Genomic DNA, 16,226 nt, shown 5'->3' on the forward strand with positions numbered 1-16,226 from the left:
GTTAGTACCGTAATGATATGACCTAAGGGCTTCTACGAATCAAGCATTTAGGTGCTGTTATCTTGCAGTCCAGATTATCCAACTCCTGAAGAGGCAGTCTTACAGCACCTTATATGCGGGATAAAATAATTGTAAAGGGTGTGTTTGTATGTCTTCTGATACGGATCATTTACGTGTTTGTAACATATATGCTCAAGATTCTTGGCATATGGAATCATTTATAATTGGAAATAGACAAGGTTTGATTGATCTAAGAAATGCAATTGATGAAGCTTTAAAAAATAAAGTAGGAGAGGCAAACCTTTTCCCTTCAGATTTTGAAGGATATACTACTTATATTGCTTTATTAGAAGATGAAAATAAGTTTGCCGACCTTTGTATGCCTTACACCAATGAACCAGGGGTAGGTACAGATGAGAATTCAATACATCCTATTGATATAATTAAAGAATTACAAACAAAGAAATAAAAGGTTCTGACATAACTAAAACAGCTGATTAATAAAACGTTCGTCCATTCTGTATACGCAAATTTTTAGCGTAGTAAAAATATGTAAACTCCTGGGAACAGCGCGTGCTGAAGATCCCGCAGAAAAGCGATTTTTGCTTTCAGGAAGCTGAGGCGCCCCGGAAAGCGAAGGATTTTGACGTAGCCATGGTAAGAATTTTCTAATACAAATAAGCCGAACAATTATAAATTGATCGTTCGGCTTTTGCTATATAGTATTTGCTTATGTCTTAGCCTCTTATAAATAAATTAATATAATATCGTTCGACCTTTTATAGGTTTATTGTTTACTAGATACTAGTGCTCTTAAAGAATGATGAACGCTTATATTTGCAGCTACATGAAAATTCCAAACATGGATCTGTCCTTGCCTCTAAAGGAATTGCCCCATTATCAATAGCAAACACTCTATTTTGCTTTTTGCCTTGCTTATGAAACACTTTTACTAAGCTAGTTACTTTGCCTTTTCTATTTTTAACATTCCATTTAACTTCATAATTATTTTCCGATTTTTTTATCTTCTGTAAATACTTAACAGCAACTTTTTGCCCTTTAAAGCCCAGAGAACTAGATGTCCTCGACAAAACTTTTTCTGCATGTCACTCCTCTTTATTAAGCTCTTAGTAGCTTTTGCTGAATATCATGTAGCATATCCTTTACTAGCGCTTCCTGGTACCCCACCTTTTTGGTTCGCTTTATTTCTTGAGCAAGTGTGAGCAAATCTGGATGTTCAATGCGCTCGAGTTTTTTCAATCGCTCTTCGTCTATTGATTTGACTGGGTTACTCTTTTTATAAGCTCGTATGCTCATTTGCCAAACCCTCACATGTTGAGGATAACGATATAATAATCTTTCAGCCATACCCAAGCCTTCAGGATCAAAGTCACTGGCATAATAAATGGTGCAACCTTCCTTAGCAAGTAAGTCTAGTAATATCCATGCTGCCAGCTTAAATTGCCCATTCGTGCTAACAATTGGAGTGTTTGGTAGCTCATCCAGTAAAGCAGAGCAGACGCCCGAATTCTCCACAACCCAAACATGGCTTCCAATAGCAGGGAAGATTCTATTTATCACAAATAACTCTCGCAATGGAACATTTTGCACTGTATTCATTTTTACAGCTGCGGACCATACTGGATGCAAAACATCTTCCATTGTTTCTGCTAGAAGCCCTGAACACGTAACAAAGTTTAATAGGTCATCCCGGTAAATGTGGTGAACGCGTAAAAGCTCATTGATTGACTCTGTTGTTTGTGGCACCTCATGTTTGGACCATTCTGGATGATAAAAAGCTAACACATCAATAAATAATTTTCCTAAATCTGTATTAATATCAAAGGCATGCGGGTCTGCCGTTATACGTTGGCTAAACATAGGTAAACGCTCTGGCTTAGTCGGCAAATGTTCTCGCGCTTTAGCTAATTTACCTACTAATTGATCAAAATAAGTAACATCCTTTTCAGCTAAACGAACAACCCACCTCATGTCAGAAGGCGTCGATAGTACATATAGGAGCCAATCAAAAAGCAAAGGATAAGACGATGCTAGTTGTTGTAAATGAGATTCTAGTCGATGTTGCGCTATTTCCTTGCGTTGTTTTTTAGAAATGATTTCTTCACCAAAATAATAGTCCAAGAGTTGCTTTAATTCGATTCCATAGTATTTCGTCTCTTGAAGCTGGCTTGCAAATTGGGCAACATGTATCGTGCCCTTCTTCATTAATGTTTCTTTCGTTGTACCATAGAAGCTAGCAATAACCTCTAATTCTCGCTCTGAAAATAGTTGAACCGAAATCGTCCCTCCAATTCGACCAAGCGATTCATACTTTTTACGAAACTGCTTAAACAGCTTATCATATGCTTGTTCACTCTTAAAAAACAAGGTAGCTTCCTTTAAAAGGTCCTCCGTTTCCATTCTGCTTCACACCACTTTCTATGAAGAAATCTATCATCGCATATCCTTAACTATGTTCAACTAGCCAGAAACGATTTACTGGGGAGCTAGCTAATATGATTAATGAAGTAGAGGGAGATGTATGATGTCCCAAATTCTTCTCCTCCCTCTCGTTATATGCCTATACATTCATGGTGTTCGTTTTTTTATTTATCATATCATTTACAACTAATGAGCGCTTATTTCCGTCCCAATGATAGCGAATAACTGTAACGAAATCTTGATTTTTCGGTCGAACGAGCTCATAAATTGCCAGATTTGATATCGTTTCATAATCGCCCCAAAGTACTTGAGAGTTCATCATATAATTAAAACCTAACTCCTCTACTAAACGAAACATCACACTAATATTATCTTCATCCACTCCCGCAAAAGCCTCATCCAAAGTAATGATATAAGGAGCCGTATCTGCAGCTTCTAAATAACGGGAATAACAGGCTGTGAATAATGGAATGTACATCGCCATTGCTTTTTCCCCACCACTGAATTGATAAAAGGCATGGTTAGAAAGCTCTCTTTTCGGTTCACCTGTCCGCTTATAAGATAATACGAACGAAAACCAGTTTCGATAATCGAGCACATCCTTTAACACCTGTAAAAGTGTACTGCCTTCTCCCTTAATCTCAACAAGCTCTTTTGCTCTAGCAATTCTGGAACGAAAATGTTCAATTACTTTTAACATATCCTCTTCTTTTAGCAAACGAGAATCACGACGTAATAAATCGACCAATTCTTTTGTATCGAGCTCTACTTCGGTTTCAGCTGTACGCGGTTTCCATTTGATGGAAAAAGATAAGCCAGATGATGAATCACTTGCTGCCATCAACTTATCCATTTTTTCTGTCCATTGTTGTGCCCTACTAATACGGCTCCTTAATTTTTTGCCCACGGAGTCAAATAAAATTTCCTCATACAATTTACGATCTTGGTCATCCAACAAATGTTGTTGCTGTAAGCAATCATTTTCTATTTTCTCCCGTACGACATAAGGGTCAACACGCTTCCCTTGATAATCAAGCTGAATTAATCGCCGGGTAGCCTTTTCCTTCCAATATTGGATTTTTAGCCGTTGATCGTCTTTCCATTCTTCTTCCATCCATGGATAATGTTCCGCTTGTACCTGTACATCAGACATCCTATATTCCATAAGATTGGAATGTTGTTCATAATATACACTCGTCAATTGTCCTTCAATTGTCGTTAAATTTTTTTCTTTTAACCAATGCTTATACGTTTTTAGAACCCACTTCGCACGATCTTCATTTGTCTCATATGTCTCTGGAAATGATATAAATTGATAATGAATCTCCTGAACAAACGTGTCCTGCCACGCTTCAATCATCTTCTCCAAAAATGACAGCTGCTGCTTTTCTTCCTGAATTTGTTGTGTCAGCATATCACGATTTGCTTCTTTTTTAGGTATATTGACTTGGATTTCAAGGTGTTCTTTTTCCGTCTGCTTTAAAGATTGTTGTACCTCTTGAATTTGCTTACGAATATCTGCAACACCATGCCTGTCTAATTGCCGTTCAATCTCTTTCATATTTCCTTTTACTTTCGCCTTTTTATCAGCTACTACATTTAATTCTCCATTTAACTCATCGACCTCAACTATTATTTGTGCTAATCGCTCACGAGTTTGGATCATACTTTCTTGTTGGAGTAAAAAGGTAGTATGAGCAGTAACTAACGAACTCAACGTCTTTTCGTAACGACGCATTTCTTTTTTCGCTTCTAGATACCCTTCTAGGGAAAAGGTAATATTTAACTCTCTTGTTTTTTCGTCAAGTAATCGTTTTTTCTCTTGATACACCTGATTCGTTGCTTGCATTTCAGCGTCGATTCGTTCTAATTCCTTCTGCAGTTGCTTACCCTCAAATTGCTTTTCTTTCATTTTTGTATAACTTACTTGCAAATCTGCATCATCAGGAAATTGCTTCATAGCTTCTTGTGCAGCAAGGACACTTGCTTCTAGATCACGAATTTTCTTGTTCACCTCATTAATTTGGTGTTGTAAGCCTTCTATATCTTCCTGAAGTTGTGCTATCATTTCCTCACGATATCGTTTGCGGGCATTTTTTCCAATATAGCGAACAGCATCCACGCTAGATGTGTGTCCTTCCACTAAACCTATTCGATATTTTCCATCTTCATTAAAGCTAAAGCTCTCTGTCTGTAGCTCTTCTTCTACTAAAATACTGCGAAGCACATCATCAACCAATTGTTCAGGTAAAGATTGTTCCGGATCTATATCTGGTTTTAAATAATCCGCAAGCGTATGTGCCATCATTTGCGGCTGTGGCGTAATAATCCGGTCATTGGCAAGCGGTATTCCATTTTCCGCCATTAAGCTATCCAATATATTAGCATCGAGCAATATAGCTTCTAGCTGTTTTCGTAGCGCTTCTGGTACATGGTCTTGAAATTCAACAACCTCATAAAAAGGAGCAAATGCATAGCCTTTTTCTTTCAGTTGCATTCGTGCATGTTTCGTTGCTTCTTTCTGATATGGTGGTTCAGGATCACGTTTCGTTTGCCACGATGTTAATTCTGCTTTTTTGTGTTTTAATTCTTCTTGAACAAATGACAAATTTCCTAAATGCGTTGCAATGACCTCATTTTTATTCATTTGGTAAGAAGTACTTTTTTTCACAAACAGTTGGCGGATATCTTCATACGTATTTTCACCATAAAGCTGGTCGATCTCCCGTGCCGTTTTTTGCAATATTTCTTCATCAATTGGTAGAAATGCATTCGTTTCTACCCACTGATAAATTTCAGAAAGCTTTTCCTGTTTATCCTCTTCAAACACATTTCGCCAATCCTTTTCTTCTTAACGGATTGTATCTAATTGTAGCGACGAATCAGCGAGCTTCTTTTGAAAATCGACTAATTGTTGTTGTAGCTGTTCATACGTACGAACCTCGTCGGTGATCGTATCTAACAACTGATAATGTGCTTCCGCTTCCTGACGCCAAACAGTAAAATCAAATTTCTCCATTTGATGCCGTTTAAAATCCTGTTCGTTGATATCATGCTGCATAAAAGAAGCTTCTTCAGCAGCAAGTTGTAAGTCCTCTAATTCATCATCCATCGTCTCTTCCACATCTGTGATTTCAGCTTCTAATGTAGAAATGTTATCTTCTGTTCGTAATTCTAACCGCTTTTTTTCTGAAACTTGATTCTGTTTACGCGTCATATCTGCATCGATTTCTTCCAAGGTCTGTTGCTCATTTGTAAGGTCCTTTTCTAAATTCCAAACTTTATGATGGCGTAGTCGCTCTTGCTTTTTCTCTAGTATGTCTTTCTCTTGTTCTAACGTTCTATTTCGTTCATATAAGTTCAGAATCGCTGCTTCTAGCTTTTCTACTTCTCGCTTTTTTTCTTCCAATACATTCGCTTTTCTCGTATACTGTTGCTTCGTTTCCATATATTCGTGAGCCGCAGCAGTGATCATATACGTATTGTAATCATCGTAACGCCTAATTAACTTGTTTAACGCCTCCTGCTCACGTTCTAATTGCTCAATTTGTTGTTTTGTTTGATCCATATGTTCAATCGTATCCGATAAATGGCGTAAATCTTCATCGGTTAAAGGAGGAAGTGCAGCTTCTAATATTTCATATATGACCGTTGGCTTAAAATCTTTCGATAGTTTTGGACTACGCAATTGAATTAACAGCTTGATTAAATCTTCAAATGCATCAATTTCCTCGAATCCAAAAATATATTTATTTACAAGTTGCATATATTCGGTCTGTGTACGAACGACATGTCCCCCATCACCAATTCGATTCTCTAATTGCACCCGCGAGAGTGGAATTTGCTGCGTTTCTCCAGCGTGCCTTTCTGTTTCGTACAACAGCAAATCTTCATTGATGCGTCGGTTATCCGTAATCATAAAATACCATGTGTTCATTGTTTTATGTCGCCGCGCCTGCATACCAATACCTGTTGTCATATACTGATCCGTATGTTGACGTTTGTATTCAATAAATAAATAACCAGTACGTTCATCTCGATCAACGATATCCTTTTCACCAAGCAAATAGTCTTCCATCTTTCTCGCTTTAGAACCAAATGGATCTAACCGATCAGGAGATTTTTTACCATCTAAAAGAACTGGTAAAATACTTTGCATCGTTACTGATTTTCCAGAGCCATTACTGCCTCGCAATAAAAGTTTCCCGTCTGCAAATTCAAAAAATTCATCATCATAGTACCAAAAATTCAATAACCCCGCACGATGCAACTGCCATTTATTTTTGCTCATGCTGTGACATCCCTTCTTCTACAAATTTCCTTGGGTATTTCCCCACTACACGACCGAGCAATGGGCGAATGATATAGTCTTTCGTAAAATCATCTTGCTGAAGCATCTCCCAACTTTTCAACGTTTCGGTTAATTCCTTTTGTGTTTGTTTTATACTACCTTCCCGATATTGCTTACTCCATCCTGCTCCATATTGTTCATGGAGAGAAGTAATAATTTGTTCAAATGCAACTGCGCTGATGCGTATATTTCCAAATGTATCTGGTTTATAATCTGCTTGATGATCTCTAATGTAAGTTGCAAGATGCAACGCAACATCCATAATAGCTTTCTGATCAGGAAATAACGTAAGCTCCTGTTTTTTCTCTTCTGCTACGAGCAAGGCAACATTTTTAAAAATTTCAAAACGAAATAAAGTATGCTCTTCTAAATCATCCCGCAAACGATTACGATAATTTCGGATATAAGCAAAATCAGGATCATCCTCACCCATTCGTTGAACAGCTGGTGATAACAGTAATTTACGATAGACGCGTTTACGTCGCCCATCTACTGCTTCATGTCTATCCCACTCGCCTTGCATAATATCTTCTTTAGAATGGTAATCCATTAAATCTTTTGGATAAGATCGCATAAAGTATCTTGCATATACCGTTACTTCATACAACACTTCATGCTCTTCATTCAAGGCGAAATGTTCGACTTCTCCTTCCACCACTGACAGAATGGACAGCTTTTCCAGCTGTTTAATAACCCGAACAAGCGATTTACGGTGATGATAATTCGTCCAATCTAGAGGAAGATCACCTGGATAAAGATCTTTAATGTCTTCACATATTTCCGTTAATAAAAATTGTTCATCTACGGTACGGTTTTCTGTAAAGGCTAAAGCACAACAGAAAATCGCATAATCACGAGGCTCTTGAAACTCTTGCATACCCATCCAGCTTTTTGTTTCGACAGGTATTTTTTCCAACTTAATAAAATGCTGATGTACGATTAAGTCAAAGCCAAGCTTGTCGGTTACATAACGCTTAATTACTTTTTCTCTTTCTCTAATAAACTGGTAGGCTTCTGGTTGTTTAGCTCGCAGTATCCAAAAATGTTCAAACAACATCCGCATTGCCGTTTGCGCTTTATCATCGAACTGATTATGCTCCATGGTTGCTCACCTCATCTAAAAACTCAAATGTCACTGCTGGCATTTCCATCGTTCCATCTTCTGCTCGCAATGGAACTCGTCGCTCGGGAGTCAGATGGACTTTTACAACCCTTCCGTGCTCGGTTTTAAAGGTTCGATCTTGTTTAGCCATCGCTTTTCCAATCCAGCTGAGCAACATTTTTCTTACATTTGTTTCAATAATTGGTAGGTTTTCAATCGTGATGGTATTTCCCTCTATATATTTTTCTATCGTGTTTTGTTCAGCAAGCTTTTCTTGTAAATATTGCTTTCGGACAGTTTCTTTCGCTTCCCGCTGATTGATAATTGCACCTGCTTTGGTTTTTTCACGGTAATTACGGATTCGTGGATTCGTTTCATGTTTTATTGGTTGCTCTTGCCAAGTATCTGTATAAATATCCTCTGATGGTATATGGTCACTAAATAAATGACGGGTATGCAATACACCAAAAGCTACAGCAGATAATTCATGAGCTTCGTCAACGTTTTCCATCGAAGCAAACCAGTTTGCTAAATGTAAATAATCTTTTTTACGACTACGGAAATAATGATGTCGCTCTCCTAACCGTTGAACTACGCGAGTAATGCGGCGGATTTGTTCATTGGTTCGTGTTTGCAAGCTGTCCAATTCGCTTTCGCGATAAGCATCTCCTAAAAACCAAACCGTTAATGTTTGCCATTTTCCCTCCATATCCTCCATTAGTGCTGTATCATCCATTACCTCCTCAAATCTCGGAACATGTTGCTGATGAACAATGACCTGCTGGATAAATGGTCGTAGCTTCTCCATATCAATGGAGCGAAGTAATTGTTGAATTTTTTGTGCTGTATGCTGCAAACCAACAATAAAATCTCGCAAATACGATGTGAATTGATCTTTAAATACAAGAAAAGCTTCTGTATGCATCCTTTCTTCTGCCTGTTCACTGTTAATATGGGCAATATAATCAGACGTGTTTTTCGTAATCGATCGAAAGTAAGTAAAAATATCATTCCATAATTGAGAGCAGTCATCGGCTTGAGGCAAAGCAGGTTGTTGAAGTGCCTTTTCCATGTCAACTAATGTTTGATATAACCGTTCAAATTCTTTTTTCTCTAGTGATCCACCAAAAACGTCGCCGCCTTTTTCCATTTCAGATAGCATTCGTTCAAATTCAACGGTGTAAGGTGTACATTGATAACGAAAGCGTTTCTTCTTAAACTCTTCAATCGTATGTGCTCTGCCCATTTCTTGACGAGCCAACAAGTTATTCCATCTAACCAACTGCTCCAAATCCTGATGTAGCTGCTCTTCCGTATAATCTTTAAAATCAGATGATCCTTTAAGGTGCGCCAATATTTCTTCAGGAAATAGAAACTCCCGCATCCGTTCATGCTGTATATAAAAATAACGCAGAATAGCTCGATAACTCCAAGCTTTTTCAGCTGTTAAATAACTTGCTTCAATGACCTTTTTAAAAGTTTGCATCATTAGACATTCTCCTACATAAATTGTCTTTTCTTTTTATTGTAAAGTCTAATGAAATTGAAGTCCAACCGTACAAAACAAAGTGAATCTTCAATCAGTGGGGGTTTTCATTCATCCCCCACTGCTTGTCGTAATGCTATGACCTAAAGACCTCTTACGAAATAGGGCATTTAGGTGCTGCTGTTACCCCCCACTTAGACTTGTTGCTGTACAGATTATCCAACTCCTGAAGTGAGAGTCTTACAGCATCTTATATAACATAGATAACAAGCACGAAGATATGTTCATAAACAAGGTAAAATGTACTAAATGAAAATACGCAGTGGGGAAACATTTAAAATCGGGGCATCTGCTTTCAGCTTCTAAAGCATAAAGAACTCTCATGAGGCTGAGTGGGCAAGTTGATCTGGTTACAGATTACGCCAAAATATTCACTATATACGAATGGAGATAACTTCGTGGCAAGTACAAAAAGCATGCTATTTGCACGCTTCATAGTGTCTTTATCAAGCTCTAAACGAACTTCAGCAGTTTATGAATAGATTTAAGTTCTTAGACTTACGTTTTGGAGAGTGAATCTTCCATCAGATGGAACTTGCTTTCATCCTATGAAAAAGTGGAGCGAAGACCAGCATCCTACATTCGAGATTAAACGGGAGATATGTCGACTTTCCTTATCATTTTAAATTTTCCTTCTAAATAATGCAGACCTTCTTCTAAATCATTTATATCTTCTTTCATAGCATTCGCTCGAATTTCTAAATCTTTACATTGACGATCTACTTGTTGACTACCTGCTCGTATATTATCCAGTTCGTCGATCATATGATTCATCGTATGTAACAGCTCACTCATCTGCTCCAGATTCAAACTAGTTCCCCCCTCTTACCTTATAAGCTCAGAATATCAAGTAAATACAATAAGATAATTTGATGTCACACAAGGTACTTTATTAATTTCAGACTATCAACTGATCAATAGATCAACAAGTGTATTTCGGAGGATTTACCTCCAGAAGTATAGGTATAAATAAGTATAATTCGACCACTCTCCATAGGGTTAGTTGTTTTTTTAGACTACTTAACTGTTATTCAACATGGTAAAATGGAAAGCAATAAATTATTTAATGGGAAGGGGTTTCAATAATGAAGGATATTCCTATATTTGATGGGCATAACGATACGATATTAAAATTACATCAGTCTCAAGACAGTGACATGGTATTTTTTAATGAAAACGCCTTTGGGCATATTGATTTTCCACGTGCCAAAAAAGGCAAGCTTGGTGGAGGTTTTTTTGCCGCTTTTACACCAAATGAAAACTATCACGTAGAACCCGAAAAACATTTGACGAAAACAGGGTACGATATGCCGCTACCGCCTCCAATTAATCAGCAATATGCATTGAATTATACAAATGCTCTTGCCGCAATTCTATTCAAACTTGAAACAGCCTCTAGCGGAGCGTTAAAAGTAGTGAAAAGCAAAGCAGAATTGACTGATTGTTTAAAACAACAAATATTGGCTGCCATTTTCCATATCGAAGGTGCTGAAGCAATCGACACCGATTTCCATGCGCTTCATGTGTTTTACCAAGCTGGTTTACGTTCACTAGGCATCGTATGGAGCAGACCCAACCAATACGGAGAAGGTGTTCCTTTCCGCTACCCTTCCACTCCGAATATTGGTGGCGGTTTAACCGATGCTGGGAAGCGTTTAGTCAAAGAATGTAATCAGCTGGGAATTATGATAGATACAACACACTTAAATGAAAAAGGATTCTGGGATGTTGTTCACTTAAGTGACGCTCCGATTGTTGCCACACACTCAAACGTTCACGCTATCTGCCCGATTTCACGTAATCTAACAGATGAACAGCTTCAAGCAGTTAAAGATAGTGATGGAGTAGTGGGCATTAATTATGCCATAAATATGCTACGAGCAGATGGGCAGTTTGATACGAACATCCCACTTGATACAATCGTAGAACATATTTCTTATATAGCCGACAATTACGGAGTCGATCACGTCGCACTAGGATCCGATTTTGACGGTACAAGAGTACCCGACAGCCTGAAAGATGTTACAGGCTTACCACGATTGGTAGATCGCTTAAAGGCTGCCGGTTTTACAGAAAAAGAAACGAGGAAAATAGCCTACGAAAATTGGGTGCGTGTGTTGGGGAGAACGTGGAAGGATTAACTAGTACTAAAACCTGTTTTATTGTTATCTAATATTTTTTCTCTATCAATGCTCATTAGAAAAACTTGGCTTGTCGCCAAGTCTTATGGCGGAAGCCTTTGTTTTTCTTATACTATAAACCAAAAAAATCTTATACTTTCCTATAGTGGAACAAAGGTGCAAGCGCCCGTTTAGCAACGTAGCGAATGGAACGAATCAACTGAGATAAAGGAATCACGGTGAGGTAACGAACCGATGATGACTTATCGTAGGGCGATTTCGTGAAGTCGCCTAGTTGCTGGGCGCTGAAGCCGGACGTGGCTATTCAGTTATTCCCTTATCCCAAAGCAACAAATCTTATACTTTCCTATAGTGGAACAAAGGTGCAAGCGCCCGTTTAGCAACGTAGCGAATGGAACGAATCAACTGAGATAAAGGAATCACGGTGAGGTAACGAACCGATGATGACTTATCGTAGGGCGATTTCGTGAAGTCGCCTAGTTGCTGGGCGCTGAAGCCGGACGTGGCTATTCAGTTATTCCCTTATCCCAAAGCAACAAATCTTATACTTTCCTATAGTGGAACAAAGGTGCAAGCGCCCGTTTAGCAACGTAGCGAATGGAACGAATCAACTAAAGATTTAGGAATCATGCCACTAAAAACAGGGGTATGCCGACGCCTGAGCGGCTAGCCCGTTTTTAGTCGGCCCTCCCCTTAGGGAAGAACCGATGAGGCCTTATCGTAGGGCGCATTTCTAAAGTCGCCTAGTTGCTGGGCGCTGAAGCCGGACGTGGCTATTCAGTTATTCCCTTATCCCAAAGCAACAAATCTTATACTTTCCTATAGTGGAACAAAGGCGCAAGCGCCCGTTTAGCAACGTAGCGAATGGAACGAATCAACTAAAGATTTAGGAATCATGCCACTAAAAACAGGGGTATGCCGACGCCTGAGCGGCTAGCCCGTTTTTAGTCGGCCCTCCCCTTAGGGAAGAACCGATGAGGACTTATCGTAGGGCGCATTTCTAAAGTCGCATAGTTGCTGGGCTCATGCGCGGACGTGGCTAGTCGGTTATTTCGTTATCCACAAGCACCTAATTTTATACTTCTTATCGTTTAATAAAAAACGACTTCAGCGTATTCTAAAGTACTGAAGTCGTTTACTCTTGTAAGATATAGGCAACTAGAGTTTAAAAGAAAAACCATTACACGAGCTTGTGTTTCTAAACAAAGTTTCATTTTCATGATTGAACCCTGCACCAATTTTTCCAATTTAAGAGATAAATCTCTATAATATTTTCTCCCTAGAATTGCGAACGAGTTCACCCCTTAACTGCACCTTTCATTGCTCCACCTATGAAAAAGCGTTGTAATGAAAGGAAAATTACTAAGATAGGGATCATTGATATAATTGCACCAGCAGCAATCAGTCTCCAATCAGATGTAAATGTACCAGAAAGCATATTTAGTCCAAGTGGTAAAGTAAACATATTTTGGTCATTTACAATAATCAATGGCCATAAAAAATCTCCCCAGGCTGATACGAAAGTAAAGATTGTCAATGTTACAATAGACGGTTTTACAAGCGGTATTAATACGCGTAACCATATTTGAAAGCTATTAGCACCGTCCATTCTAGCAGACTCATCTAGTTCAACAGGTAAGGTACTAAAAGCCTGCCTCATCAAAAACACGCCGAACGCTGTCGTAACGTGAGGTAATACCATACCTAAATACGTATTCTGTAACCCTAACTTTAATGAAATAATATACACAGGTATCATTAATAGCTGAAAAGGTATCATCATTGTAGTGATAATTAATATAAATATTGTATTTCTACCTTTGAACCTCATCCTTGCCAATGGATACGCAGCAAGTGAACAAAATAAAACGTTTAATACTACTGTAAGTGTTGCAACAATTACACTGTTCCATAAATATCTCCAAAACGGAAATGTATCCATTACTTTACCAAAGTTAGTTAAAGTAGGATTTTCAGGAAGTAGCTTTGGAGGGTATTGAAAGATATTCTCACTTCCCGATTTTAATGCAGTTGCTAATAGCCATAGAAATGGGCCAATCATAAATAATGTAACCACGCTCAATAAGAGATATAAAAACACTTTTTTTATAAAGCTTTGCATTATGTATCACTCCTATTTGGTATTATCTTTGCCCATAAATTTTAAGTTAATAATAGAAAATACCAAGGTTAATAAAAATAAAATGACTCCTGCTGCACTTGCATACCCCATATTTAACCGATCAAAAGCTTCCGTATATATATAAAACACTAATGTTTCCGAACTATGGAGTGGTCCGCCACCCGTCATCACATAAATTTCTTCAAATACTTTCATCGCTGCAATGGATGACATAATGGAAACAATTAATACAAACGGCATCAACATAGGAATTGTAATTCTAGTTACTTGCTGCCACCAATTTGCACCATCGATTTGTGCTGCTTCATATAAATTAGAAGGTATGGATTGTAAGCCCGCTAAATAAATAATCATATAATAACCTAGCCCCTTCCATACAGTAACAACCATCACAGCAAATAATGCAGTATCCGTGGAAGTGAGCCAAGGTATTGGTTCTGAAATAATCCCTAAAATATCCAACATATAATTTAACAAACCATTTTCTTTATACACCCAATCCCAAGCAATCCCAGCCACTACTAAAGAAGTTACAACTGGGATATAATAAGCGGATCTGAAAAATGCAATTCCTCTTAATTTTTGATTTACTAATACAGCAAGAAAAATTGGAATGATTACTAATGCTGGAACGACGCATATTAAATACAAAAAAGTATTCATTAGTGTTTTCCAAAATAACTCGTCATTAAATAAATTCTTATAATTATCTAATTTTACAAATTCAGGTTCTGTGATCATGTTATAATCTGTAAAACTCATCCATATTGCCTGAAGCATTGGATAAAAAATAAAGGCTCCGAGAATAATACAGCCAGGTAATAGAAATAAGTACGGTGTTATTTTATTTGTGCGCATTAATAGCCCCCCTTTTTATCAACAATCTGGTAACTATTATGTAGAAAAAAGAGAGAGGCATCTCCCTCTTTTTTCATCATCTATTTACTTAAAATTTCATTCCATTCTTGTTCTGCTTTATCTAAAGCCTCTTGAGGGCTTAATTTCCCTAGCATGGATTCTGATATTGCATCATACATAGACTGTCTTAGTTCATCATAATTTTCCATAGGTGGCACTAACAATTCAGCATCTTCTAATTGAGCTGCAGACGTAATTCGAACTAGATCACTTGCTTCTGCGCCCTCAGGAGCCTCCGTGAAATACGGATCTTCTAATGCTTCCAGAGAAGATGGTAAAATTGGTGTTAACTTCGAAAATTCAAGTTGATTTTCAGCATTCGTTAAAAACAAAGCAAATTGAACTGCAGCTTTTTCATGCTTTGTTTGTTTTGGAACCACCACATTTTGAACACTCATAGTTTTTTTGCCTGAATTACCTGTTATTGCTTCTGATGGTACTGTATTTTTATAAATATCTGGAGCATTTTCTTTAATTTGTGATATAAATTGTGATCCTGCAAAAAATGCTACTTGCCCAGCTTGATACATATCGATGGTTTCTCTTTGATCGCCTGTTAATGCTTCTTTAGGTATTAATTCTTCTTTATATAACTCTGTAAAATACTCAAACATTTCCAATCCTTCTTTAGAGTTAAAAGCTGCCTTCGTTCCATCTTCATTCGTTAATTCTGCACCATTTACTACCATATGTTGCAATACTAACGATAAATCAAGTGATGGGAAGTACCCATATTTTCCAGTTTTTTCTTTGATTATTTCAGAAGCTTCCCTCGCTTCTTCAAAGGTTGAAGGTGGGTTTTTAATATCTAAACCTGCTTCTTCAAAAATTTGCTTGTTATTTAAAGTCACTTCTGTAGATAAATACCAAGGAATCGCAAATGTTATATCTTTGATACGATTTGCTTCCCACGCTCCCTTTACATATTTATCTTTATCTTCATCTGCCACTGCTTCTTCCATGTTAACAAGAGCATCTAACTGAGCTAATTGTGAAGCAAATGTTGGGTTTAAGTTAACTACGTCTGGTGCAGAATCAGTACTCACAGCAGATAGAATTTTTTTATCTAAATCTGCAGCCGGAACATCCAACCAATCTATTTTTATATTTGGGTTTTCTTTTTCAAAATCTGCTATAACTCCTTCGATGTAATCAGTAAAAGTCGGTTTTAATTGCATGGTCCAAAATTCTAAAGTTATTTCTTCTTTAGAATCGTCATTCTGCTTATTCCCGTCTTCTTTCGTCTCCTCTTTCCCACAAGCACTTACAATAAGAACGAATGCAATAATAAATAATAACGAAATCAATTTAGCTTTTTTTCTCATCATAATTTAACCCCTTTCAAATTAGTAATAAATGCTTCTACACAAAGGATAAAAACACATCACCTCCTAAATAAAGTTAATCTTCAATCAGCGGGGCTTTCATTCATCCCCCCACGGCTTGTTAGGACCGTAATGGTATGACCTAAAGGCCTCTTACGAAATAGGTCATTTAGATGCTGTTATCTCCCAGTTAGACTTGTTGCAATACAGATTATCCAACTCCTGAAGTGAAGTGAGAGCCTTACAGCATCTTATATG

The 16,226-nt window shown here is 37.7% G+C and carries 11 protein-coding genes; 2 read left to right on the plus strand and 9 right to left on the minus strand.

Going from position 1 to position 16,226, the window contains the following annotated elements; translation table 11 throughout:
* Nucleotides 1-148 precede the first annotated feature (148 nt).
* A complete protein-coding gene (locus KBP50_RS12335; RefSeq protein WP_050352283.1) occupies nucleotides 149-469 on the plus strand; it encodes a hypothetical protein in 321 nt (106 codons plus the stop codon).
* Between the two features lie 650 nt (nucleotides 470-1,119).
* Here KBP50_RS12335 and KBP50_RS12340 read toward each other — a convergent pair.
* The 6 genes from KBP50_RS12340 to KBP50_RS12365 form a co-directional block, all read right to left on the minus strand.
* Nucleotides 1,120-2,421 (minus strand): TIGR02679 family protein, encoded by a 1,302-nt coding sequence (locus KBP50_RS12340; RefSeq protein ID WP_050352281.1) that lies wholly within the window; start codon nucleotides 2,419-2,421, stop codon nucleotides 1,120-1,122.
* Nucleotides 2,422-2,581: 160 nt separating this feature from the next.
* On the minus strand, nucleotides 2,582-5,272 hold the full coding sequence (locus KBP50_RS12345; RefSeq protein WP_050352280.1) for a TIGR02680 family protein: 2,691 nt from the start codon (nucleotides 5,270-5,272) through the stop codon (nucleotides 2,582-2,584).
* Nucleotides 5,273-5,293: 21 nt separating this feature from the next.
* Complete coding sequence (locus KBP50_RS12350) at nucleotides 5,294-6,733, minus strand: hypothetical protein (RefSeq protein WP_050352279.1); 1,440 nt, start codon at nucleotides 6,731-6,733, stop codon at nucleotides 5,294-5,296.
* Nucleotides 6,720-7,895, minus strand: coding sequence for a TIGR02678 family protein (locus KBP50_RS12355; protein ID WP_050352278.1), 1,176 nt, complete (start codon nucleotides 7,893-7,895; stop codon nucleotides 6,720-6,722). The genes KBP50_RS12350 and KBP50_RS12355 overlap by 14 nt, the downstream gene beginning before the upstream one ends.
* Complete coding sequence (locus KBP50_RS12360; RefSeq protein WP_050352277.1) at nucleotides 7,885-9,384, minus strand: TIGR02677 family protein; 1,500 nt, start codon at nucleotides 9,382-9,384, stop codon at nucleotides 7,885-7,887. Before KBP50_RS12360 ends, KBP50_RS12355 begins: the two co-directional genes overlap by 11 nt.
* A gap of 645 nt (nucleotides 9,385-10,029) precedes the next feature.
* Entirely contained in the window at nucleotides 10,030-10,251 is a 222-nt protein-coding gene (locus KBP50_RS12365; protein ID WP_050352276.1) for a hypothetical protein, read from the minus strand.
* 275 nt (nucleotides 10,252-10,526) lie between these two features.
* Here KBP50_RS12365 and KBP50_RS12370 point away from each other — a divergent pair, with 275 nt between their 5' ends.
* Nucleotides 10,527-11,582, plus strand: a complete 1,056-nt coding sequence (locus tag KBP50_RS12370) for a dipeptidase (protein ID WP_050352275.1) — start codon at nucleotides 10,527-10,529, stop codon at nucleotides 11,580-11,582.
* Nucleotides 11,583-12,879: 1,297 nt separating this feature from the next.
* On the opposite strand, the gene KBP50_RS12375 is transcribed toward KBP50_RS12370, so the two are convergent.
* The 3 genes from KBP50_RS12375 to KBP50_RS12385 form a co-directional block, all read right to left on the minus strand.
* Nucleotides 12,880-13,704, minus strand: coding sequence for a carbohydrate ABC transporter permease (locus KBP50_RS12375; RefSeq protein ID WP_050352274.1), 825 nt, complete (start codon nucleotides 13,702-13,704; stop codon nucleotides 12,880-12,882).
* Between the two features lie 12 nt (nucleotides 13,705-13,716).
* Nucleotides 13,717-14,583 carry a carbohydrate ABC transporter permease gene (locus tag KBP50_RS12380; protein WP_050352273.1) on the minus strand — a complete coding sequence of 289 codons (867 nt, stop codon included), beginning with the start codon at nucleotides 14,581-14,583 and terminating at the stop codon, nucleotides 13,717-13,719.
* An 80-nt stretch (nucleotides 14,584-14,663) separates the two neighbouring features.
* The gene (locus KBP50_RS12385) at nucleotides 14,664-15,971 is read right to left on the minus strand and encodes an ABC transporter substrate-binding protein (RefSeq protein ID WP_072742084.1); all 1,308 of its coding nucleotides are present in this window, start codon (nucleotides 15,969-15,971) and stop codon (nucleotides 14,664-14,666) included.
* Nucleotides 15,972-16,226: the final 255 nt, after the last annotated feature.

The organism is Virgibacillus pantothenticus (assembly GCF_018075365.1).
Classification (GTDB): Bacteria; Bacillota; Bacilli; order Bacillales; family Amphibacillaceae; genus Virgibacillus; species Virgibacillus pantothenticus.